A 25364-nucleotide genomic window follows, 5' to 3' on the forward strand; every position below is an offset into this window, starting at 1 on the left:
GTAAATAATTGCGTCTCCTGCAAGAGACGTGATTAAAAGAAATCTGAGATAGGTAAGTGCTGCAACATTTACCTATTTTTTTGTCTGGTTGTGTGTTTCTACATATTTTCATTCAATTTTTAAGGTTAATACTTGTGTTTTCTATCGCTTTCGGGGAAGAATGTGTAAAACACCGTTTTCCCAATAATATCTTATAGGAGCGACCAAAGTCATCGCTTTCAGGATTTCTTCCAACTCCTCCCCGCTTCGAACAGAGAATGACATAAAAACTTTCTCAGCAAAGTCTGACGGACATTCAATATCCACCCCATACCATTTATTCAAATTAATGATAATATCGGCCAATTTATCATTGTCGAAAGTCAGCTCATTCTGAATCCAACTGATATAATCATCCGTATTGACCATCTGTACCTTGGTCCGCTCACTCTTCTTATCATAATTTATCAACTGCCCCGGAGTCAGTACCACCGAATGGTTCATCTTGCAACCGGCAATCTTCACACTACCTTCCACCAATACTGCCTCGACTCCGGATTTCCGCTGATAATTGTCGACAATAAAGCGGGTGCCCAACACTTCCACTTTCATTTCTCCGGCTTGCACCCGGAATGGAAGTTGCTCATTTCTCCGCACTTCAAAATAAGCTTCACCGGACAAACTGACTTCACGGGCTGATGCACTGAACGTTTCCGGATACTCCAACAAACTATTTGAATTGAGCCATACAACCGTACTATCCGGTAATACAAAACGGCCTTTACTTCCATTGGCAGTCAGCAAACGGTTCATGACTTCCTTCTGCCCCGGAACCGAACTACTACCCCAATAATAAGAAACAGAACCGACAGCAAACAGTATCAGAAAGACGGCTGCCACCCGCAGGAACAGACTGAAATGTTCCGGAAAAACAAATCTGCTTTTACGAGAACCGGATTCCGGTATTTGTATCCGTGACCTAAACCGATCGAGTGCTACCTCCGTTTCAACATCATCAGTAGCCAGCGTATTGCCTAAAAGCCATAAATCACGAACTTCGGAAAACTCGTTCCGGTTCTTTTCCGATTGTTTCAGCCAGTTCAAAAGAAAAACTTTCTCTTCACAGGTAGCCGTACCATCCAGAAAACGTATAATCACTTCGTTTATGTCTCCTATTTCATTCTTCATTTTTAGCTCCTCTATAAGTAATACAAGTGAAATTTAAAAACCCCTCCTCCAAAACATACTTTTTTTTAAAATATTATTTTGAGCAGAGACAGAGTAGGAATAAAAGGCTCATTAAACCTTTATTTTTAAGATGAGTACGTAACTCCAACAGAGCACGGGTCAAATACTTTTCTACAGTCTTGGGTGACAGATCGAGCTGAACGGCAATCTCCTTTACCTTCAGGCCGTAGCTTCTGCTTAGTATAAATACCTTCTTTACCTGTACAGGCAGTGTTTCGACAAAAGCTTCGATTTCACCCCGAAGTTCCTTCATGAATAATGAGTTCTCCTGATTATCTTCCTGAATCTGCAACGCATCGATCTGATCTGAAAAACATTCCATGGACTCTTCTTCAGTATACTTCTTACTGGTGAGAAAGTTGAGAGATTTATTATAGACGGCCTTAAAAAGATAGGCCTTTACTGCTCCATCGAATTCAATATCTGTACGCTTATTCCATAAAGCAACAAAAACATCCTGAACGATGTCTTCTGCAACATCCCAATCATTCACAAAGCGAAACGCATACACCCGCAACACTTTATAATATTGCCGAAACAATTGCTCAACCGACTCAAGGTTCGAATACATTGCGTTTTTCTTCATTTAAAGAATTAGTTAATAAAAAGACACTGGCAAAGTAACAAATAATAATAATAATCTCAAAATTTTAAGAATCCGTTTCAGTACCAATTTTAACCCGCAAATGAACCTGCAAGCTAATAATTCCTTTAATGCCCAAAACAAATTACTTCATGTGATTTACTTCTATATAAAATAGTAAAGCAACAGGAATAAACTTATCCTTAACAGCAAATCTTCTTCATCTTAGCAGCTAAGATGTACATCTTGGGCGCTAAGATCTATATCTTGGCGGCCAAGATGCACATCTTTCGGCGCAAGATGAAGTAAATGATATGAATAAAAACATTTCTTTCGGGCACCGGAGCCACTTTATACGGGTACTTATGGAAATTCTCTTCTTAAGTTCGTCAGGCAACCATGCAATTATCTAATAATTGATATACCGGGATTACGCATTACGAGAAACCGGGCTGTAAACAGATGTGAAGTCTATCTGTCTACAACCCGGTTCTATTTATATCGGATACCTATTGTACGTGCGTTTCCTTACCAGCCGGGGTTCTGCACCAATTTCTTCGACTTTTGTATCTCTGCCAACGGAATGGGGTACAAATACATACGCTTCTCAAAAATACGGGTCTCAAAAGCAGTGCGTTTCATAAAGCCCTCAAGATCGGTGGCATTCATATCCATACCATGAACAGGGCCACCTTGTTTATATCCTTCTTCTTCGGCACACATCCAACGACGTACATCAAAATAACGCTGTCCTTCGGCAAACAATTCAATGCGGCGCTCGTGACGTATGGCTTTCTCCTGCAACTCCCGGTTGCCGATAATTTCCGGTTTAATGTCTTTCAGTAAGGGAATACCGGCTCTATAACGAATGCTGTCCACATACTGGATGATACGCGCATCACCCGGATTCACATGATTCAGGGCCTCTGCATACAACAAATAAAAATCGGCCAGACGGAACAACATACTTGCACGATATTTGGATTTCGGATTATTGCCCTGATTCAGCAAATCACGGTTCATACCTTTATAAAGTAAATATCCCGAATAACTCATATCTGCCTTCGAATTGTCATCCGGCATTCCTTTATAAAAATAAATCTTCTTATCGGTCTTTTGCCATATTTTGCCGGAATAAGTAATGTCCTGGTAGAAACGCGGTTCACGATTCTTATACATATTGGGTATACCGTCTTCACCGATGCCCTCTTCTTTATACAAACCCGATTCTTCAATGCTTTTACCATCACTCATCAAGAAGTCATCAATAACTTCCTGAAGAACTCCGACACAACTGAATCCACTGAAAATAGCACGCGGAGTACATCTACGTTCACGGCCTTCACCGTTTACTCCCCCCCAGGCGTTCTTACTGCTCTGCCAAACCGCCTCCGAATTGTTAACGCTTACCTGAAACAACTGATAAAGCGATTCTGCCGGATCGATCTCACCGTCCTTCATCACCTGGTATAACGAGTAGCACCCCTTTGAATAATCAATAAAGCGTTGCAGAGCGTCCAGAGCAGTTTTCCATTTCGTGTCATCCTTTGCCGGAAAGAGTTGTTTGCCCTGATTATCCTTCAAAGCAACAGCTTCGGGATAACCACCATTGAACAACGGACTTGCCGCATACACATGCAATTTGGCCAAAATGGCCAACGCTGCCCCTTTGGTCGGTGCCGCCGCACGTTCATTGTTAATAGTACCGTCCGGATTCAGTTCTTTCTCTGGTAGCAAGTCATAGCATTCATTAAGTTCTTTATCAATAAAGGCAACTACTTCATCTACCGAATTTCTGTAATAATCCAAGTCAGCGGCCGAAGGATCAGCTATTTCGGTCATAATAGGAATAGGACCATATAACTCGAACAACAGATAATGATAATAAGCACGTAAAAAACGTGCTTCGTTCTTCAGAAGAGCCAGTTCTTTTTCATCAATGAAGTCGGCTACATCTCCGTTCTGCGGAATGACATGGGCGTATACGATGAATTCGTTTGCCTGCCGGATTTGCTTGTAAAGGCTCCAACGTGACAAATCGGCCGATCCGGCATGATAGCCTATCGTTGGAATCGTTTTCACATTGTTCTGTGCTGACTTCAATTCGTCTGAAACAGCCGGCCAGGGATTATCCAAACCGGTCAGGCTGGCATAGGCATCCGTTATGATGATGTTCGACATATCGGGGATACCGGTATAGATGTAGCGATGAAACCTGCGTGCGTAACTTGTGTTATTAAATACTTCTTCCATAGTCATTTCGGCAGCCAGATCATCTGATACATTTAGATAATCTTTACAGCCGGAAAGGAGAGTCGCACTCAATCCAAGTGCCAGTATAAAGGTCGGTAAATTCTTAAAAACTTTCATATATATACTATTAATTAATTAAGTTAGAATGTAAAGTCAAGACCAAAAGTAAACGTACGGTTCAGCGGATAAGGGAAACCTCCATTGTTGTTTCCCTGCTCGGGATCCCACATCTTGATACGATCCCACACATACAGATTGTTTCCCTGTACATAAAAGCGCAATGCTTCTATATTCAACTTCTTCAATAACTTCTTATCGAAATTATAACCTAATTCGATATTTTTCAGCCTCAGGAAACCGGCGTCACGCAGCCACCACGTACTGGCTGCCGTATTGTTCTGGAAGTTATTACTATGCATACGGGGAAACATCACATTCTGACTTGGATTCTGTTCTGTCCAACGATCGGCTACCACCGAACGCACCGCAGATTCTTCGATTCCCCACTGGAAAGGAAAGAAGGTCGCATCAGCTCCGGTTCCCAATACAGTTGACGTATTACCGGCTCCCTGAAAAAAGATACCGGCATAAAAACCTTTCCATTCGGCATTAAATCCGAAACCATAGACAATTTCGGGAACAGTGGGATTTCCTACATCTTCCATTTGGTCATTGCTATCAATCTTGCCGTCACCGTTCAGGTCTTTGTATTTGATATCACCCGGACGAACACCGCTCGAAAGACCGGAAACGACTCCGGGTTTTAATTCATAAGTGCGGTTGAGCCCTTCACCGTTGATGATAAAGTCATCATAGGTATACAAACCGTCGGCGATATAGAGCTTGTTCGAGTTGAGACGGGTACCTTTCTTTTCCAGCCAGGGATACACCTGCGGCACCTGATCGTATTCGATAATTTCATTACGGGCAAACGTGAAGTTTCCGCGTGCACTCAGGTTGACTTGCCCTATTTTTTGGTTAAGGGTGAGGCTGGCATCTACTCCATGATTCTTCACAATACCAAAGTTCTGCCAAGGCATCTGTTGGAAACCGGTTACGTTGGACACCGTGTTGCGTTGCAACAAAATGCTCTTACGCTTATTGTTGAAATAGTCTACCTGCAAATCGATGCGGTTGTCGAATAAGCCGAGATCAATACCGTAATTCGTCTTTTCCTCAATTTCCCATGAAAGATAGGGAGCCTCAAACCGGGCCTCGGTAATTCCATTACCGATACCGCCCATGCCTCCCGTATCACTGAAGCCGAGATTATACCCTCCATTATCCTGTTTCATCGTACCACGGTACAAGAAACGGTCACCACCGGTGTCATCATTTCCCGTACGTCCGATAGAAAACCTGAATTTCAACTTATTAACCACCTTCTTCAGCACCTCCGGATAATAAGGTTCGTTGCTGACATACCATGCCAATCCCATTGCCGGAAAAAAGCCGAAACGAAATCCTTTTGCAAAGGTCTCGGAACCTGTATAACCGAAGTTGCCCTCTACGAAATAACGTCCGTCATAACCGTAAGTGGCACGTCCCACAAGACCCTGCTTTCTGTAAGGCAAAGCATTGTCGTGATATTGGGTCTCTTTTTGCATATAAAGAACCATAGCGGTCACATCATGCTTCTGCGCAAAAGTCCGATTGTAGTTAAACGAAGTTTCGAAATAGATTTTTTTATTCGAAGAGTTTTCCAGTTTCTCGGTCAATACGTCGCTGCCCTCCACAACTTTCTTAAATTGCAGTGCCCCGTTTTCATCACGTCCGGTTGCCAGATACTGAGTAGGTGTCTTGGTTCGTTTTGCTGTATATTTCATATCAGCATCAAAACTGATCAGACCTTTCCAATTCAGCCCCTTGGTGATAAAGTCCAACTTCTGGTTTACTTCCAGTTTCGACTGGATAGACGTTCTCCACTCTTTGGCATATCCGGAATTTACTAATAAGTTATATGGATTCACGCGGTTACCCGAAGGACGCGGATGTCCGGCAATCGTTCCGTCCGAGTATTCAGCAGGCATCAGGTAAGAGGGAGTGCGACACATCGAATTGAAAATTGTATTTGTGCCTGTACCCGGATAATTCGTTTGCAGGTATTGTCCGCTAATATCTACTTTCACCAATGTTGTTTTCGTCGCGTCGAAATCGATATTACTACGTAAATTATAACGTTTCAGCCCGATGTTATTGTCATACTCGTTTTTCTTGCCCTCTTTAAAAATACCGTTCTCCTGATAAAAGGCTCCGGAAACAAAGTAACGTGCACGCTCGGATCCGCCTCTTACATTGAGGGTATAGCGCATATTATAGGTATGCTCTCTCAGCATCTCCTTCAACCAGTCGGTGTCGGGATAAAGGTCGCGATCGGCTCCCGGACCGTATTTGGCAATTTCTTCCGCTGTACGTATACTGGCTGTTCCTTCATTGTTCAAAGCTTCATTATACAGTTCCAGCGTCTCTACCGAATTCATAAATTCAGGCAGGCGAGTCGGAGTAAGCAAGGTAGATTCGGCACGAAGGGATATTTTGGGTTTCTGCGAATTACCACGTTTAGATGTGATCAAGATCACTCCGTTAGCACCCTCGGCACCATACACAGCAGTTGCCGCGGCATCTTTCAGCAAAGTAAACGATTCGATTTCATCGGGTTCTATATCCTGCATATTACGGGGCACACCGTCGACCAAAACTAACGGATTTGTACCTCCTTTGAAGGAACTTACACCTCTGATCCAGAACTCGGAATTATCATATCCCGGTTCACCCGAACGCTGAACGGCAATCAAACCAGGCACTTGTCCGGCCAGGGTATTAGTCAGATTTCTATTGGACGATACAGCCAGTTCCTTAGGTCCGATAGCATTAATAGAACTTACGACACTGTTTTTTTTCTGTTTACCGTAACCAATAACCACTACTTCATCCAGCAATTCGGTATTGGGAAGCATCTTTATGGCCAGAATCTTTTCACCTTTGTAGGTGATCCGTTGTGATTCGTAGCCCACATACGAGAAAAGAAGTATATCTCCTTTCTTGGCACTTATCGAGAAGTTACCATTTACGTCAGTAATAACTCCTGTAGTGGTCCCTTCCAGTTTAATCTGTACTCCGATCAAAGGCTGACCGTTCTCATCCACCACAAGTCCGGTGGCATTATGAACCTGAGCGAAGACTGAATTCAGCCCGAAAGACAATAAAAACAGGATAAAGCAGATCGATCTCAATACTTTATTCTTAAACGCATATTCTTCTGGCATCCTCCCGGTACGATCACCGGCAGTATCAGCATCATTACTAATATGAGCAGTCATCGGCAAAACTGGTATTAGCATAAAAGGTTTTTTCATAAGCTTAAATCTTTTTTGTTGTGTAGGTTTTAAATTAATTTTCAGGAAAAAGTGATACTATCCATCTATCGATGCATAGTCCTGTTTGAAATCCAGTCTTTCTTATGTTTTCATAGGCGTAATAAATATGGTTAACACGTCATCTATACTGAACCATGCTGATATTGATTTACGCAAAACGCCTGATTTTATCAGAGTTCCTGTAGAACTTAAGAAAGAAGAAAGACAACTGAACTTAAAGGTAAATGATGTAAACGAAAAGGAGTATTTGTAAAATGTAGTCTAAAACGAGAAAGAGATATACCTATTTTCCACCTCTGTATACTTTGATATATATCACAAGAAAAAACACATAATGGAGAGAGAAAAGATCAAATCATTGATATTAAATAGTATAGAAAACCATCTTATAAAGAAGAATTTTCAGAGTTGCAATTACGATATTTTAAAAAAATACATGCTTAAATAAGCGTTTTATTAAAGTTATTGCTATATTTGCCACGAAAATGGACCATTTATTACGTATTTTTAAAACTGTTAACTTGATAATCTAAAAGGTAGCATCTGTATGTATTGCGCATAAAACTTTCCAAGTTCTACAGGAACTTTTCTCAAGTACTTTTGAATTTATTTATTTCCAAGCAGAACCGCATATCAATAACATTTTTATAGAAAAGCATTGTAAAATAATTACTTAATCAAAGAACGTCAACGGTACATCTTTGGTAGCATAAAAACAGCCCGACAGCATATTAATATCATCACATCAAGATCTTTACCCATTCTTTTTATCTTTATCAGGCTATTATTCTCTTGAATGCGAATCAATAATTGGATGAATTCTCCCAACTATTGATTCGCATGATTACTTATTTATATCAGTTGATTACCGTACCTCTTACGTCCAACTCACGGATAGCAGCCACCGTACCGTTGCCTACCCCATCAGGAATGACAAGTTTGATATAGCGTGCCGTTGATGATTTTACATAATATTTCAATGCGGCATCCTGATTGGTGAAGCCAAACTGACCAATCGACTCCCAGTTGTTTCCATCCTCACTGGCTTCAAAACGTACCACTTTAATCGGATTATTACTTCCCCGCCCACGTGGCAAGAGTTCCACTTGAGCTATCTTAACGCGGTGATTCATATCAATGATTATCTCGTAGGGGAGAGGATCGGAACCTCCTTGCCAGCGAGAATGCCAGAAGGTCTCGGCGTTTCCGTCGATCAGGTGTTTGGCATGTCCGTTATTGCTACCTTCACCCGAAGGTTCCTCAGTAGTGAACGACACGATTTTCCAGTCCGTTTTAGAAAGTTTATCTCCTTCTTTTATGATGCTATAAGCAGCATAAGTATCCTTATCCGCCCGTATAGTGGCGTCAGAAGTTACCTCTGCTATCTGTACGGGCAACATATAATTTCCCGGCAAAATGTCATCCTTCAGTTTATAAGTTGCTGTTACCTGATTTACTCCGTTCTGAAGAACCGGGGTCTCGGGTGCTACATAAGCATCGGACGGAAGCATACTGAAATAAGTGCCGTTGGCTGTGTTATAAGCATCTATCACCGACTGGCGGTTTTCCAGACGGCAGGTTATTTCCCATTTATTGGTAAACGGAACGCCGATCTGTACAGGCAACTCTTTTACGTCTGCCAGATTAATTTCTTCGACTCCGGCATTCATAATGGTTACAATCGGTTCTGAGACCTTAAATCCCAACAACAAAGCAGAACGTCCCGGAACCAAAGACATCCCGTTGGATGTGGCACGCAAAGGCAACACATATTTCAAGTGATCGTATCCGGAAAGCTGTTGTATCTTAGCCGGATCGTAAGTAAGTTCACCTTTCAGCAGTCTTTCGTCTGCCGGAATATCGACTGTCCCTTTTGTCAGTTGATAACAATCGGCCGGTAGAAGTTCGTACGACGTTCCATCAGCTGCATTCATCGAATCGAGCAGAGCTTTGTCCACCGAGAAACTCACCACACTGGCGGTTGATTTCAATCCTCCCTGTTGTATCCATAAATCTGCCGTATACTTTTCACCTACATTATAGGATTGCAGTGTGTTGAATCCTTCCTGAGATACAGCCAAAACTCCATCGGCTTTGGAACTTACATCAAAACTGTCATCGCAACTGCTTACCGACAGTGCAACGCAAGCTGACAGTGCTATATAATTAAATCTATTCATAAGTTAGTCTTTTTATTCGTTCAAAATCACCATCCCGGATTCTGTACCAGATTCTTGGTCTTCCGCATTTCCGAGTCAGGCATCGGATATAAATACATTTTCCGGTTAAATACAATCTGACTTGCTTCCACTACACGATTGAAATCGTCAATATCATTCGGTTCACCACGCACATTCATTCCATGTGCATAACCGTTCTGACGACCTTCTCCGTTTTTATCGGCAATCATCCATCTTCTTACATCAAAATAACGTTGCCCTTCTGTGGCCAGTTCCACCTGACGTTCGCGCTGAATAGCAGCCCGCTGCAATTCCTGATTACCACGAATGGCAGGATTCAAGGTCTCTACACCGGGCAATCCTGCACGCTCACGCACGAGATTGAGGTATTTCAAAACTCTCACATCGTTAGGATTGACTTCATTGGCTGCCTCGGCATACATCAAATAAAAATCTGCCAAACGGAATATAATAGAAGGACGGAACTGAGAGGCTACCCCCGGATTGGTCAAACTGACTGAACGGTTGAAACGTTTGAAAAGCATATAACCGGTCAGCGTGGCCTGTCCTTCTTGCACACCGGAGTTTCCACCATTGTAAAACAACACTTGATTACAGCTCACAGGCCATTGACGTCCATTGAAGAAAACGGTGTTATAAAAACGAGGTTCACGATTGAGGTAACGGTTGCTGACAGACACGTTGGTATACTTCTTGGAGAAGTTATCATTCTGATCTTTGTAAGTCCCGTATCCCTCTTCCTGATAAAGTGTGGATTGCGGCAAATAAGCCGTAGCCGAAATGGGAAGCCCGTCTTTCATATAAAAAGCATCTACCAATTCCTGCGTAACTCCGGTGGAACCCAAACCATTTTTTTCACAGCGCGGAGCGATACGACGATCAAAAGCATCGCCATTCATTCCTCCCCAATCATTATTTGCCGTGGCCCAAATAATTTCGTGTGTATACTTCTGAAACAGATTATATACAGACTTGTCCGGATCAATGACAGCACCGTTGTCGTCTTTATATTCTTTATACAATTCATATCTTCCGGCCTCGGCATAATCGATAAAGTCTTTGCAAGCAGCAAGAGCTTTCTCCCACTTACCGGCATCATAATCGGGAAACAGGCGGGTACCATCCGGATTCGTCACCGCCAAAGCTTCTCTGTATCCTCCGTTTAAAAGAGGACTTGCAGCATACAGCCACAACTTGGCACGAACGGCCAGAGCAACTCCTTTGGTCGGCCAAGCACGATAATCCTTATCTTCAAAAATGGGCTCCTGAGTCAATTCTGAAGCAACTGCTGTCAGTTCGGAATCAATATACGCTACCACTTCGTCCACCGTGTTCCGGGGTACGTCCTGATCTTCAGTTGCATCGTATATCTTGTCCTTCACCAAAATGATCGGACCGTACTGTTCAAACAACAAATAATGATAAAATGCCCGCATAAAACGTACGTTGGCTTTCATCTGCGTCAGCTCGTCTTCCAGCAACTGATCACCCTGAGTACCTGTAGTCATTATCGGATGGGCCTTCTGCAAAAAGATATTGGCCTGACGGATGTATTTGTAGCAGTCGCCATAACGATGAAATCCCATGTTGGAAGCATTTCTATCCGAATTATTGTATTTGGAAGAGTTTCCATATCCTACGACCAGTTCATCACACATACCTGTCCAAGGATTCTTGAAAGCTCCCACATTCACGCTGTTGATTCCCGAATAGTCGGGGATACCGGCAAAAACATTGGCATACCATCTTTTTGTATACGATACGTTATCAAATACCTGTTCGGTATTCTGCAAACCTCCCGCAAGTTGGTCGGAAACTCCCAGATAGTCGCAAGAACTAACAAAGCACAATAGCGCTATCAGCAAAGTATATATAGAATTTTGCTTTTTCATCTTTCTATTTATTAATCTGTTTTTTCTTTTTAGAATGTAAAGTCTAAACCGAGTGTGAAAGTACGTGGCAGAGGATAATTCAAACCTGCGTTGGCATTACCGGCTTCCGGATCGAAATACTTAATCTTGTCCCACACAGCAAGATTATATCCCATAATATAAATACGGGCAGCCTCAAAACCAATCTTATCCATAAATTTCTTAGGAAGCTGATAACCGAACTCTATGTTTTTCAGTCGTAAGAAGGAACCATCACGCAACCACCAGGTGCTTGCCACCCTGTTGTTGGCATTATTGGCATTGTTTTTATGCAAACGCGGAATAATGACATCCTGGCTGGGATTGCTCTCGGTCCAACGGTCTAAAGCAAACGTACGGTAATTGGACTGGTCGACACCCCAGGAGAACGGGTACCATCCTTCTGAAGTAGCCCCTCCCAGAAGAACAGATGTATTGCCTGCCCCTTGAAAAAAGATACTTGCATAGAAACCCTTGTACTCGGCATTAAGGCCAAATCCATAAATAATTTCAGGGGTACTCGGGTTCCCTACTCCTCTTACCTGGTCGTAAGAGTCAATCACACCATCACCATTTACATCGACGTATTTGATATCACCCGGACCAACTAATCCTCCCAAAGTAGGACGCGGAAGTTCCGAACGAAGTTTATAGGTTTTCAATCCGTTGGCATTGGTACTGACTATAAAATCGTCCTCGGTATAAAGCCGGTCGGCAATATAAAGAGTATTTTCGCTAACACGGGTACCGGTAACTGCTTGATAATCGTACTTCTGCGGTAGCTCATCATATTCAAGAATTTTGTTGCGCGTAAAGGTAAATGTCCCGCGGGCGCTGAGTTTCAGTTTACCTATCTGCTGATTGAGGTTCATTGACATATCCACACCCTGATTACGTACCTTACCAAAGTTCTGCCATGGGTCTTGACGAAGTCCGCCCAACTGGGGAACAGTACGGCGTTGCAGCAAGATATCTCTACGTTCGGAACGGAAATAATCGAAAATAATATCAATACGGTTATCAAACAATCCAAGATCAAAACCATAATTCTGCTTATCTTCAATTTCCCAAGCCAGATAGGGGGCTGCAAAACGTCCTTCAACAATACCGTTACCTATTCCGTTGGTTCCGCCAGTATCTCCGATACCCTGTGTAAATCCACCGGCATTGGTCGTGAAAGTAGGACGATACAAAAAGCGTTCCTGTCCCGTTTTATCATTACCCGTACGTCCGACAGATGCTCTCAGCTTTAGTTTATTAACTATCTTTTTTACCGCTTCCGGATAGAATGATTCATTAGAAAGATAGTAAGCGGCACCGACTGCCGGGAAAAAGCCGAAACGATTACCTTCGGCAAATGCTTCGGAACCGGTATAACCAAAGTTGCCTTCGACAAAATAGCGTCCGTCATAGCCATAAGTGGCACGGCCCACAAACCCCTGCTTACGGAAAGGAAGAGGAACATTGTGCTGTTGTGTCTCTTTCTGCATATACAGCAACATGGCCCCCACGTCATGTTTTCCAAACGTACGTTTGTAGTTGACAGACGCATCAATATAAATTTTCTTGGTGGCAGACGTTGCACTGTTTTTGGGATCCTGAATATCCGGGTTACCCGATACAACCGTAGAGAAAATCAGTTGTCCCAATTCATCACGACCAGTAGCATGATATCGTGTCGGATTATATTCACGACGGATAATCATCTCGCTGTCATAGTCATAACTTATATTCAGGTTGGCAGACAAACCTTTGGTAATGAAATCGAGTTTTTGATTGACATTTACTTTTGACTGGATACCGGTTCTGTATTCTTTTGCATAACCGGAGTTCATCAATAAGTTATAAGGGTTACGCATATTGGCATCTCTTTCCTGAGCATAAGTAGCTACTGTTCCGTCACTGTACACAGCCGGGAAAGCATAGGGAGGAGTGATCAACATGGAACGGAAAATGGTGGAAGTACCTGTTCCCGGATAATTATTAATGAGATATTGCATGGCAAGATCTACTCCTACTGTAGTAGTAGAAGATACAGCCATATCAATATTAGAACGCAGATTAAACCGGTCAATACCGATATTGGTATCATAAATCCCATTCGGTCTGTTCTTGAACAATCCGCTTTCATTAAAATAGGCACCTGATACGAAATACTTGGCCTTTTCCGTACCACCGCGTACATTGAGTGTATAACGGTGGCTGAAGGTATTCTTACGAAGAAGTTCGTCAATCCAATTGGTATTAGGGTACAGATCCGGATCATCGTTGTTACGGTAATGGGCTATCAGTTCATCAGAAAATTGAGGTCCCTCTCCATCATTGCGCAATGCTTCGTTATACAGGCTCAGATAATCGGCAGAACCAACAAATTCCGGAAGACGAGTAGGTGACGAAATCGTATGTTCTGTCTTAAAAGATATTTTAGCTTTCTCAACCCGTCCGCGCTTAGTAGTCACCAGTACTACACCGTTAGCTCCTTCCGCACCATAAATGGCAGTAGCGGCCGCATCTTTCAGTACAGAAAATGTTTCTATTTCATCCGGTTCAATATCACTCATATTTCTGGGAACTCCGTCGACAAGTACAAGCGGAGAAGTTCCTCCGGCAAAAGTACTGACTCCGCGAATCCAGAATTCGGCATTATCATAACCGGGCTCTCCGGAACGCTGGACCGCAATCAGACCTGCCACCTGACCGGCAAGGCTGTTATTCAGGCTTCGGGAAGGAACGACAATGTCTTTGGGTTTTATCGAACTCATGGATACCACCACACTCTCTTTTTTCTGTTTACCGTAACCGACTATCACTACCTCATCAAGCGCTTTTGAGTCTTCGTGCAATACGACATTGATGTTACGACGTCCTTTCACCTTGATTTCTTCGGTATTATATCCCAGGTATGAGACCAGTAAAATCACATCATCCGACGGAAGCATGACTTCATAACGTCCTTCCATATTGGTTATGGCACCGATAGTAGGATTTCCTTTTACCACTACGTTTGCACCGATGACTGACTCTCCTTTTGCATCGGTAACGACTCCGGTAACTTTGATTTTAGCCTTCTGCTGAGGGGCAGAGGCGGATTCGGAAGTTTCTTTTTTATAAATAATGATCTGACGGTCTTTAATGGTAAATCCATTATCGGTATGTGCCAATAATTGCTCTAATATTTTTTCGACCGACTGATTAACCACATTTACACTGACTTTCCGGTTCAAGTCAATAACATCATCCCTGTAAAAGATGATAAACTCACTATTCTTCTCTATCTCCTTAAAAACCTGTAGTACGGTTTTTCCGGCAGATTGCATAGTAAAGACTTTGGTTTGCGAGTAAACACTTGAAGCATAAGCTATTTCGAATGCAAAAGTGAATAACAAAAATAAAAAAATACTTTTTATTGATAATAAAGTTCCTACTTTAGTCCTATTGGGACTAAATATTCCATGATTATTCATACATTTGTACGATTTGATTAACAAATTTGTTTTTACGTAGTTTAATCTAATCAGGGGTTGGATGATATGAGGGTATTATCCAACCCTTTCTTAAAAAATTTAAGGTCCTTGTTTCATACTATTAGAAATTACTTGGTTAATAAAAAATGATTCTCTCTGATCTCTACTTTCGCAGGTATGGTTTTACTTAACATTTCCAAAACATCCCATAAATCTTCCCGTAAATCAAGCTTACCACTACAGGTCAACCCGATCAGCCCCGAATCAGCTGTGATGTGTTTTCCATAATATTGAGATAACTTTTCGATGATTACTTCAATCTTTTCACGTTCAAAGCAATAATAGCCTTCTACCCAACTGATATATTCAGACACATCCACTGTATTTATCCGCAACTCGTTCCCTTGGTCATCATAAGTTAACATATCATTGGGGTTAAGAACTTTCTCGGGATGCTTATGTGTATCCACTTTCACTTTACCGGATACCAAAACCACCGATTGTTCCTCTGCAGAATCATAAGCACTCACATTAAATTTCGTGCCCAGCACCTCTACTTCCATCCGATTGGTCTTTACGATGAAAGGCCGGGTTTTATCAGGAGATACCTGAAGGTAGACTTCTCCATTCACATAAATCTCCCGCCTATGTGCCGCAAATTCTGTCGGATATACCACACGGGTATTAGCATTCACGGCTATTCGTGTCCCGTCGGAAAATGTTATAAAAGAACGTTTTCCGGAAGGAACTATTAACTGATTATAACCTGCGCCCCCTTCTTCATCTGCCTGAGCCGTTCCGGAATTGATGGCTATTTTACCACCCTTCTTATAGTGTAATTTACTTTCTTTCCCATCCATAACCACCTTCTGCCCTTTCGACAAGACTAACTGTATGTCATCGCTATGATCCGGTTGGGAGATACTGGCCAAACTGTAAAATGAACTTTCTTCATAAAAAGCAATAAGGGAAAAAACAAAATAACTGCTCAAGACCAACATTGATATACAGGCAGCAATACTCGCTACACGCAGGAAAATTAATCGTTTTTTTCCTCTTCTCGCTTTTTTCTCAACCGCTACCTGATAGCTGATTCGTTCCCAAAGTATTCCCACTTCATCGTCTGTCATCTGCTTTTGAGGACTTACGGCTACAATCTTTAAAAAACTTCGAGCCATATGTAACTCTTTGGCAAAATCGCTGTCTTCTTTCTCCAATCTTGCCCAAAAATCTTCACTTTGTTCCGTAGGATGCTGCATTGAGTCCAGAAAAGGTCCGTCGTCCAACAAATCAGCTGCGGTATAGTGTATATAGTGATTTCGCTCCATTTTCTTCTTTTTATAAAAAGACAGACAGAGCTCTGAAATCTACTCAGTGAAAAGCGGATTTTTTTATTGAATTTCTATTACCAGCTGAAAAACAAGGAATTAGAATAGAAAGAAAAATGGCAATATACCATACATTTCACGCAATCGGGTGAGAGATCGCTGAAGTAAATTATAGGCTGACTGATAATTAAGCCCCATCAGCTCACAAATAGAACTGTAATCCAGCCCTTCAAAAAAACGATAATAGATGATTTCACGCTGTCGGGGAGAAAGCGTATTCAACAAATGGGCAACAGTATGTTTCTGAGATGTTTCATCTTCGGTCTCAATAATTTTTTCTTCTACCGACAAATCGAACTCATAATTTATATTAGAGATATAAGTGTCATGTAAACTCCCTTTATTAAAGACATTAAAGATAGAATTCCTTAACGAAGACATTAAGTAGATTTTAATATTGGCAGGAGGAGAAGAGTATTTACCTTTCTGTCTGTAGATATTCACAAAAACATCCTGGACACAGTCTTTCACCATCTCTGTATCTGTAGTAAAGCGACACCCATATTGATAGAGTTGCTGAACATATTGAGAATACAGCCATGCATAAGCATTGTCATCTCCTTCCAGAAATGACTGCCACTTCGCATTACTACTCTCAACGGGATCATTATTATACATATCGCATGACTTCTGACAACATCAGTTGCGCAAAATAAGCAAAAATTCATTAAAGGTAGTCAAGAAACCTCTCTTTTTAACTATAAAATTCCTTTATAATTGCTAATCTTCTTTCTTGTACTAATTAGAGGACAAACAAAAGGCGGCATCTATTACAGCGAAATTCAATCTCCCCTTATGAAGGAAAACCGAAGAGAACAACTCTTTCCTGAAATTTATTGTTATATTTGCATATACTAAACTTTAAAGCCTTATTCAATATGTTCAATTCATTTGGCAATATTTTCAGACTAACCAGCTTTGGCGAATCTCATGGTAAAGGAATCGGAGGAGTGATTGATGGATTTCCAGCAGGTATCACTATCGACGAGGAGTTCGTTCAGCAAGAACTGAACCGCCGTCGCCCGGGGCAGTCGGTCATTACCACTGCACGCAAAGAAGCTGATAAGGTAGAATTTCTTTCGGGCATTTTCGAAGGAAAATCTACAGGATGCCCCATCGGGTTTATCGTATGGAACGAGAACCAACATTCAAACGACTATAATAACCTGGAAAAAGTATATCGTCCGTCACATGCCGATTATACATACACTGTAAAGTATGGAATCCGTGATCACCGTGGTGGAGGACGTTCTTCTGCACGTGAAACCATTTCAAGGGTAGTGGGTGGTGCTTTGGCAAAACTCGCATTGCGTCAATTGGGAATTCACATCACAGCTTATACTTCACAGGTAGGTCCAATTAAATTGGAGGGTAATTATACGGATTACGACCTTGACTTGATTGAAAGCAATCCGGTGCGTTGTCCGGACCCCGAAAAAGCAAAAGAAATGCAGGATTTGATTTATAAAATCAAGGGTGAAGGAGATACCATTGGAGGCGTATTGACTTGTGTCATCAAAGGATGTCCTATCGGACTTGGACAGCCTGTATACGGTAAGCTACATGCCGCATTGGGAAATGCCATGCTGAGTATCAATGCTGCAAAGGCTTTTGAGTATGGAGACGGTTTCAAAGGACTCAAACAAAAAGGATCAGAGCAAAACGATGTGTTCTACAACAATAATGGGCGGATAGAAACACGAACCAACCACTCCGGAGGAATACAAGGGGGGATCAGTAACGGGCAAGATATTTTCTTCCGGGTAGCATTCAAACCGGTAGCCACGGTACTGATGGAACAGGAAACTGTTAATATCGACGGCATCGATACCACATTGAAAGCCAGGGGACGTCACGACCCATGTGTATTGCCACGTGCAGTACCTATTGTAGAAGCCATGGCAGCAATGACCATACTCGACTATTATTTATTGGATAGAATGACGCAACTTTAATAATTATTCAACGTGAACGAAATTCAGAAATATATTGCAGAGAACGAACCGATGATGATGGAGGATTTATTCAGCCTCATCCGTATTCCCAGTATCAGCGCATTACCGGAACATCATGACGATATGCTGGCATGTGCACAACGCTGGACACAATTATTACTCGAAGCCGGAGCAGATGAAGCCATCGTTATGCCTTCAAAAGGAAATCCTATCGTATTCGGACAAAAGATAGTAGACCCTAACGCTAAAACGGTATTGATATATGCGCATTATGACGTGATGCCTGCCGAACCTCTCGATTTGTGGAAAAGCCAACCTTTTGAACCGGAAATACGTGACGGACATATTTGGGCGCGAGGTGCCGATGACGACAAAGGACAAGCATTTATTCAAGTAAAAGCTTTTGAGTATCTCGTAAAATACAATCTGCTGAAAAACAATGTGAAATTTATTTTCGAAGGAGAAGAAGAAATCGGTTCACCAAGTCTGGAGGCCTTCTGTGAAGAGCATAAGGAACTACTAAAGGCCGATATCATACTGGTATCAGATACCAGTATGTTGGGTGCCGATCTTCCTTCATTAACTACCGGGCTGCGTGGTTTGGCCTATTGGGAAATCGAAATAACAGGTCCAAATCGCGACTTGCATTCAGGGCACTTCGGTGGGGCTGTAGCTAATCCGATTAATGTGCTTTGCGGCATGTTGAGTAAAGTAATTGACGCTGACGGACGCATCACGATCCCAGGATTTTATGATGCCGTGGAAGAAGTTCCACAAGCAGAACGGGAAATGATCGCCCATATTCCTTTTAATGAGGAAAAATACAAGGCAGCCATCGGTGTAAAAGAGCTTTTTGGTGAAAAGGGATACAGTACCCTGGAAAGAAACAGTTGCCGCCCCTCATTCGATATTTGTGGCATTTGGGGTGGCTATACCGGTGAAGGCTCTAAAACCGTACTCCCGTCAAAAGCCTATGCCAAGGTATCGTGTCGGCTGGTTCCGCACCAAGACCATCATGTAATCTCAAAGCTTTTTGCAGACTACTTCCGCCGGATCGCTCCGGCTACAGTGGATGTAAAAGTGACACCGATGCATGGAGGACAAGGATATGTATGCCCTATATCACTACCAGCCTATCAGGCAGCAGAAAAAGGATTTGAAATAGCCTTCGGTAAAAAACCATTGGCCGTACGTCGCGGAGGGAGTATCCCTATTATATCAACCTTCGAACAGGTGTTAGGAATAAAAACCGTACTTATGGGATTCGGACTGGAATCGGATGCTATCCATTCGCCTAATGAAAACTTCTCTCTGGATATATTCAGAAAAGGGATCGAGGCAGTTGTAGAATTTCATCTGACATACAGTAAAAAGTAAGCTTCTTATCACAAATAATAACACGGATTAAAACAGATATCAATCAGGTTCCGTTGCGACCTAAAATTGAATGCTGTTTTAATCCGTGTTATTTGTGGTAAGACTTATCATGGCAACTCAAACATAAATGTGAACGATTTACTGTCTTTGAAATCTTTCACTGCGTCTCCTGTATAAATTTCCCCGTGTGTCAAAGATAATTTCCTGATATTTGCACTCGGACTAAAATCAACCTTATTCAAATCTACCCAGAACAGGTTAGGAGTCAAAGTCGACTCAAAGTAGTATACCCGATTTTTCTGATCAGAAACCGAACGCCAACGTGTGGAAGAAATATACGGCTTGTCCGGAGTTGTGATTCCGAAAGGAACAGATACATTCCGCATCACGCTCAATACACTCGGTACAGCAATATTCGCATCCGATGTCTGCGGAATAGCATGAATATAGAAAGAAGCACGCACAAAACGGTCACTTGAACGGTTGGTTCCCGGCAACATATTCAAACCGCCTACCTCTTTCCAATAATCATTCACAGCCAATTGAAGATCGTAACGGGGAGAGTTTGTCATTACTTGATATTCTTTACCTTCATGGATGATCAAGTCTCCATTGATATACTCCAGAATAGCGGAATTACCCGTTTCATCAGTGATAGCCATATGCAATGTAGATGCAGAGCCATTAGGCATGTTCGGAGCATCAATGCGGAAGGTTTGTTTACTTAGCTCTTCAACAGCTTCACGTACTGTTGCAAAGTTATCAAGCACATACTGTGTCCAAATACTGATCCCCATTACAGGGCGGGTGTCATTGGGACGGGTATAGACAGACTCCGGTAGAAACAGGAGACTGGCAACCAACCCTTTTTCATTCATGCCGTCGCAAGTACCGATATCATACCCGGTAGCCACAATGCTACCATACTTCGAAGTCCATTCTACCGTATTTCCTTTATCGTATCCTGCACGTTTGATACCACGGGGGAAAAGATATAAATTAGACTGAATATCCTCTTTCCAATCCATCGTACGTCCGGTAATCACCATATTATCCGGTCCAATGTAAACTGCACGTGTACATGCTTTCGCAAGCTGTCCACCCCAGATCAAATTGACAGCTATAGTAACCAAAGCTGCCATCATAATTTTCTTTCTCATACTCTTTTTATTAATTAAAATGGTTTTGTTATCTGCATTTAGATAACAAAACCATGGAGTATTAGTTTTATTCACAGGCAGGTACTTCCGAAATACTTCCGTACCGATGGTACTCAAAAGCAATGCTTTGCTCTTTAATATAATGTATCAACTCTACCCTTCCGTCTTTCACCGGAGGTGCTGTAGCAATATACTTGTCAGTCTGTACAGCTGCTTCGTATATTTTCACGGGTATTTCCGGTGAGCAGGTACGGATACGTTCGTATTCGGAAATACTACTGATAAATGAATCCATTGTCTCCTTCCTCAACCGACAACCTGTGTCTGCCAAAGCTTCGGTACGATCGTCCGATGGGTCATAACTAATGGTAAGTGGAGTTCCACACAACCGGGCAGCATATACTATCATCTCTGCTGTTTCATTCCTGTCATCCGGGAAAAGCCTCAATACCATACTCTTCAGTGGCAAATAACGGAACAAATTCTGTTCACCATAAAGATTATTTATATCCCTCGGCTTTGAAAATTCCTCCTGAAAGGCTTTAGTATAGCTTTGACGATAGTCGGTTTTACTATCAGGTTTATCGGCTATTTTTACAAAGCAACTGCAATAGTTCGGGCCACCTGCTTTCACTCCTCCACCGAAAGCCGAAAGTTTCATCCCGCCAAATGGCTGCCGGTTGACAATAGCTCCTGTTATACCCCGATTGATATACAGATTTCCGGCCATTAACGAATTTTTCCAGATCTTTTGTTCGGTTTCATCCAGACTCTGAAGACCGGATGTCAAGCCATAATCCAATCCATTCACCAAATCAATTCCTTCCTGCAAATCTTCAATACAAGCCACACTCAACAACGGACCGAACAACTCGGTGCGAAAAGAGTAACTACCCGGCTTCACTCCCCACTTTACAGTAGGAGCCAGTATATATTGCTTCTTATCAATGAATCTTGGCGGCACTAACCAAGTCTCCCCAGGTTCCAGCACTAATGCTTGCAGTAATTTTTCATTTTTATTTGTTATCATAGGCCCCACTACATTGCCCGGATCCCAGACACTCCCTACTTTCAGACTGGTAGCCGCATCAATCAGTTTCTCACGGAAACTCTTATCTTCATAGACCGAACGTTCCACTAACAGCAACGAACAGGCAGAACATTTCTGTCCTGCATTGCCAAAAGCAGAAGAAACAATATTCATAATAGCATGGTCACGATCACCGGAAGCGGTAAGTATAATGGCATTCTTTCCTCCGGTCTCTGCCGAAAGTGGAGTAACCGGAGCTGATTTTGCTATACTACGGGCTGTATCTGTACCACCGGTCAAAATAATATGTTTCACTATCGGAGAAGTGGTAAGCAGCTTCAAAGCCTCCCGATCAGTTATGATCACTTGCAATGCTTCTTTGGGCACTCCCGCATCCCAAAAAGCTTTGGCAAACAACCAAGCCACCGGAGCTGCCACCGTAGCAGGTTTCAGTATAACAGTATTTCCCCCGGCCAGGCCGGCAACAATGCCACCTATGGGAATGGCACAAGGAAAATTCCATGGAGAAATAACCAGTACAGTCCCCTTTGCTGTTAAACTAACATCACCCAACTCCGAAAAAGTTCTCATCGTTGTAGTATAAAAACGTGCATAGTCGATTCCTTCAGATACTTCTACATCCCCTTCAACAACTGTTTTTCCGGTTACTGCACACATACAGCCTATCAAATCTCCCCTCATCTCCGCCAGATTATTGGCAGCAGCATACATCATCTTATGCCGGTCTTCCAATTTGGTTTTTCTCCATCCGGCAGGATCGGCTTCGGCTATAGAAAGTATCCGTTCCACCTGCTCCGCATTGGCCTGTGACATCTCACATATACAAACATCCTCTTCCTGGCAACGATCCAGATATTTATAACGTTTCTCCGTAATTATATTTTCAGTTCCAATTTGCAATGGAATAATTTCGGGCACATCCTCTTTCGACTTTTTCCATTTGGCAAATATCTTCTCCATCCACTCCTGGTTTTGCTTCAGGTCGAAATCTGTATCCGGCTCATTTTCCATTCGGTCTGAAGGCATAGCCGGCGTATAAGATTTATTCCGATCCTGTACTCGTGGCGAAGTATGAGTCAGATGATCTTTCATCGCATAAGCATCTTCAAACTGTTGAACCAGAAAGTTCCAGGTATCGGTATTCGGCTTCAAATTGAACGAATGGGTCAGAAAATTATCAGGAGCCGTATTTTCATCCATACGCCGCACCAGATAAGACACTGCATTGAGGAAATGTTCGTCTTTCACAACCGGAGTATAGAGAATCACCCGGTTACCTAACATAGACTGTGCACGCCACAAATGATTGGCCATTCCTTCAAGCATCTCAAACGTCATATAGTCTGATGTACCCAATTTCCGGCTCAACAAATAGGCATATGCTATAGAGAACAGATTATGCGAAGCAACTCCCAAATGAAGCACTTCAGCATTTTCGGGTTGTAAGCCACGCTCCAACAAATGCAAATAATTGGCATCTACTTCCGTCTTTGACGGGCGTACCGGATTAGGCCATCCACGAAGTGAAGAAATAACGGTTTCCATTTCCAGATTACAGCCTTTCACCAGACGCATCTTGATAGGTGTCCCCCCGGATTCTACCCGTGCTTTGGCAAACTCAAGCAACTCAGTCTGAAAATCATAAGCGTCGGGCAAGTATGCCTGAACGACAATACCGGCCGAATAATTTTTAAACTCGGGTTTGCTCAGCACCTCTTTAAACAGACGCATAGTGAAATGTGCATCTTTATACTCCTCCATATCAAGGTTGATAAACTTAGCACGTTTCAGCCCGTCTTCGTCAACATATGGATTATCGATCGCCTTTTGATAAAGAGCAGACATGCGTCTGACCAATTCAGGAAAACTCTCCCGATAATTCAATGCATGTGTCTGAGCATAGATGCCGGAGATTTTAACCGATATATAATTTATATCCGGAGATTCCAAAGCTTCCAGATAATGATGATACCGATGATCAGCCTCTCCATTACCCAAAACCACTTCCCCCAACAAATTGACGTTTTGTCCGATCTTCTCTTTAAAACGGGTCGCTAAATGTTCTGTCAGGTTCGGACGCGATTCATCAATAATCACTTTAGAGGTATCCGTACGCAATCGCTTCTTGATAATAGGGATAGCAATAAAATCAAAATGATGTCCGAAAGCCTGATACATTTTAAAAAGAAAAGTATCCCTTTTATTTAGAAATTCAGGAACTCCATATTCATCTATCAGCGTTTTGATTCGTTTGGCAAGTTTCTTCCGGTCACGTATCTGGGAAGATTCGTCCAGCATTTTCACCAGGAATTTTTTATCTTGAGGACGTTGCACCATTACGGCATATTTATGTTGCTCACGACGCTCTTCACTTGTAATGGTTGCTTCACAGGTATTGTAGAGTTTCAGTACCCATTCGTTTACTTCAGCAATAGTTGGTCTGTCCATAAGAAATCAATGTTAAAGTAATGTATTGAATCAGAAAATAATCTCAACTTACAATTACAGAAACATGGTAGGGCTGAACATAACGGCACGATAGCGATGCAAAGTCTGCAACGCTTGCTGTGAAAACCGGTCAAAAAGCAGATATCGGTCCATAATAGTATAATTTAAGGAGGTGTGTATCTGCAAATATATAGATATTTTCTAAGAATCAATGCTCTTTGGGCCATTTTTCCCGAATCAGAAAATTACATTCCTTTTTTGATACCCGCTTTGATTAACAATGCGTTCACCGGATAGGATAAGATAAAACCAAAAAGCATGGCAATCTGCATCATAAACCAAAATGTCCAGGATGTTTTCTCAAGAGGTGCATCTGTAAAAAGTACAAAAGTAACAACAGCCATCCAACCATACATACCCACCTGCCAGGCTAACAATGAAAAGAAATCGGCCTTAAAGGCACGCGAAACAGCTTTACTAAAAGAGATTTTCTCCATTTCACGGATTGCGGCAAATTGAAAAAAAACGCCTATAACCAATGCTAAAACAAAATCAAGTACCCAGCTGCCTGCTATCAGACTCCCCCCTATCCGTAGAGGTACCCAGTAAGTAAACCATTCTCCAATAAGATCTGCCAGCGTACAACCCGCCCCGCAATGAAAAGCAGACAAAGTGATGGACTGCCATTTGGGACGCATATCAGGCATGTCCATCTCCATCGGCATTTTCATATCCATCTTCATACTTTCTACGGGAGCCACTTCTACCATGCTATCTTTCCGGATACCAAAAGTATAATAGGCAAACAATGCAAAATAATGTCCCCACAGCCCGGTAAGCACCCAGACTATATTCATTATCTTCATGGATTGTTTGTGAAATATTACGTTAATTGCCAGAATAAGGGCTATGATAAGACCGGCACATACAAAAAAGCAAGATACTGCATTGAAAAACATTGTATTCATAA

14 protein-coding genes are annotated in these 25364 nt (G+C 42.2%); 2 read left to right on the forward strand and 12 right to left on the reverse strand.

What is annotated here, in order from left to right:
* Positions 1-141: 141 nt before the first annotated feature.
* From JZY04_RS14215 to JZY04_RS14255, 9 genes are all read right to left on the reverse strand, one after another.
* Positions 142-1167, reverse strand: a complete 1026-nt coding sequence (locus tag JZY04_RS14215; protein WP_122142655.1) for a FecR family protein — start codon at positions 1165-1167, stop codon at positions 142-144.
* 73 nt (positions 1168-1240) lie between these two features.
* Entirely contained in the window at positions 1241-1813 is a 573-nt protein-coding gene (locus tag JZY04_RS14220; RefSeq protein WP_022011710.1) for an RNA polymerase sigma-70 factor, read from the reverse strand.
* Positions 1814-2338: 525 nt separating this feature from the next.
* Positions 2339-4180 carry a RagB/SusD family nutrient uptake outer membrane protein gene (locus tag JZY04_RS14225; RefSeq protein ID WP_122142656.1) on the reverse strand — a complete coding sequence of 614 codons (1842 nt, stop codon included), beginning with the start codon at positions 4178-4180 and terminating at the stop codon, positions 2339-2341.
* A gap of 23 nt (positions 4181-4203) precedes the next feature.
* Positions 4204-7419, reverse strand: coding sequence for a TonB-dependent receptor (locus tag JZY04_RS14230; RefSeq protein WP_122142657.1), 3216 nt, complete (start codon positions 7417-7419; stop codon positions 4204-4206).
* A gap of 878 nt (positions 7420-8297) precedes the next feature.
* Positions 8298-9620: a BT_3987 domain-containing protein gene (locus JZY04_RS14235; protein ID WP_122142659.1), complete on the reverse strand. Its 1323-nt coding sequence runs from the start codon at positions 9618-9620 to the stop codon at positions 8298-8300.
* A gap of 26 nt (positions 9621-9646) precedes the next feature.
* Entirely contained in the window at positions 9647-11533 is a 1887-nt protein-coding gene (locus JZY04_RS14240; RefSeq protein WP_122142660.1) for a RagB/SusD family nutrient uptake outer membrane protein, read from the reverse strand.
* Positions 11534-11562: 29 nt separating this feature from the next.
* Positions 11563-15015, reverse strand: a complete 3453-nt coding sequence (locus JZY04_RS14245) for a TonB-dependent receptor (RefSeq protein WP_122142661.1) — start codon at positions 15013-15015, stop codon at positions 11563-11565.
* A 128-nt stretch (positions 15016-15143) separates the two neighbouring features.
* The gene (locus tag JZY04_RS14250) at positions 15144-16343 is read right to left on the reverse strand and encodes a FecR family protein (RefSeq protein ID WP_005808401.1); all 1200 of its coding nucleotides are present in this window, start codon (positions 16341-16343) and stop codon (positions 15144-15146) included.
* 99 nt (positions 16344-16442) lie between these two features.
* Positions 16443-17021, reverse strand: coding sequence for an RNA polymerase sigma factor (locus JZY04_RS14255; protein ID WP_005781354.1), 579 nt, complete (start codon positions 17019-17021; stop codon positions 16443-16445).
* 260 nt (positions 17022-17281) lie between these two features.
* Here JZY04_RS14255 and aroC point away from each other — a divergent pair, with 260 nt between their 5' ends.
* Together aroC and JZY04_RS14265 are read left to right on the forward strand one after the other, a co-directional pair.
* The gene (gene aroC, locus JZY04_RS14260) at positions 17282-18358 is read left to right on the forward strand and encodes a chorismate synthase (protein ID WP_005808404.1); all 1077 of its coding nucleotides are present in this window, start codon (positions 17282-17284) and stop codon (positions 18356-18358) included.
* Between the two features lie 12 nt (positions 18359-18370).
* Positions 18371-19735, forward strand: coding sequence for a dipeptidase (locus JZY04_RS14265; protein WP_122142662.1), 1365 nt, complete (start codon positions 18371-18373; stop codon positions 19733-19735).
* A 107-nt stretch (positions 19736-19842) separates the two neighbouring features.
* Here JZY04_RS14265 and JZY04_RS14270 read toward each other — a convergent pair whose 3' ends face one another.
* From JZY04_RS14270 to JZY04_RS14280, 3 genes are all read right to left on the reverse strand, one after another.
* Positions 19843-20895, reverse strand: coding sequence for a linear amide C-N hydrolase (locus JZY04_RS14270; RefSeq protein WP_122142663.1), 1053 nt, complete (start codon positions 20893-20895; stop codon positions 19843-19845).
* A gap of 67 nt (positions 20896-20962) precedes the next feature.
* On the reverse strand, positions 20963-24394 hold the full coding sequence (locus tag JZY04_RS14275) for a bifunctional proline dehydrogenase/L-glutamate gamma-semialdehyde dehydrogenase (protein WP_181996404.1): 3432 nt from the start codon (positions 24392-24394) through the stop codon (positions 20963-20965).
* A 245-nt stretch (positions 24395-24639) separates the two neighbouring features.
* The gene (locus JZY04_RS14280; RefSeq protein ID WP_005808413.1) at positions 24640-25362 is read right to left on the reverse strand and encodes a DUF4396 domain-containing protein; all 723 of its coding nucleotides are present in this window, start codon (positions 25360-25362) and stop codon (positions 24640-24642) included.
* Positions 25363-25364 lie beyond the last annotated feature (2 nt).

The sequence above is a fragment of the Bacteroides sp. 11BF genome (assembly GCF_019633765.1).
GTDB lineage: Bacteria > Bacteroidota > Bacteroidia > Bacteroidales > Bacteroidaceae > Bacteroides > Bacteroides hominis.

Excerpts from the sequence above, each read along its gene's own strand:
- JZY04_RS14215 (WP_122142655.1), bottom strand. The coding sequence starts at position 1,167 with ATGAAGAATGAAATAGGAGACATAAACGAAGTGATTATACGTTTTCTG.
- JZY04_RS14220 (WP_022011710.1), bottom strand. The coding sequence starts at position 1,813 with ATGAAGAAAAACGCAATGTATTCGAACCTTGAGTCGGTTGAGCAATTG.
- JZY04_RS14225 (WP_122142656.1), bottom strand. The coding sequence starts at position 4,180 with ATGAAAGTTTTTAAGAATTTACCGACCTTTATACTGGCACTTGGATTG.
- JZY04_RS14230 (WP_122142657.1), bottom strand. The coding sequence starts at position 7,419 with ATGAAAAAACCTTTTATGCTAATACCAGTTTTGCCGATGACTGCTCAT.
- JZY04_RS14235 (WP_122142659.1), bottom strand. The coding sequence starts at position 9,620 with ATGAATAGATTTAATTATATAGCACTGTCAGCTTGCGTTGCACTGTCG.
- JZY04_RS14240 (WP_122142660.1), bottom strand. The coding sequence starts at position 11,533 with ATGAAAAAGCAAAATTCTATATATACTTTGCTGATAGCGCTATTGTGC.
- JZY04_RS14245 (WP_122142661.1), bottom strand. The coding sequence starts at position 15,015 with ATGAATAATCATGGAATATTTAGTCCCAATAGGACTAAAGTAGGAACT.
- JZY04_RS14250 (WP_005808401.1), bottom strand. The coding sequence starts at position 16,343 with ATGGAGCGAAATCACTATATACACTATACCGCAGCTGATTTGTTGGAC.
- JZY04_RS14255 (WP_005781354.1), bottom strand. The coding sequence starts at position 17,021 with ATGTATAATAATGATCCCGTTGAGAGTAGTAATGCGAAGTGGCAGTCA.
- aroC (WP_005808404.1), top strand. The coding sequence starts at position 17,282 with ATGTTCAATTCATTTGGCAATATTTTCAGACTAACCAGCTTTGGCGAA.
- JZY04_RS14270 (WP_122142663.1), bottom strand. The coding sequence starts at position 20,895 with ATGAGAAAGAAAATTATGATGGCAGCTTTGGTTACTATAGCTGTCAAT.
- JZY04_RS14275 (WP_181996404.1), bottom strand. The coding sequence starts at position 24,394 with ATGGACAGACCAACTATTGCTGAAGTAAACGAATGGGTACTGAAACTC.
- JZY04_RS14280 (WP_005808413.1), bottom strand. The coding sequence starts at position 25,362 with ATGAATACAATGTTTTTCAATGCAGTATCTTGCTTTTTTGTATGTGCC.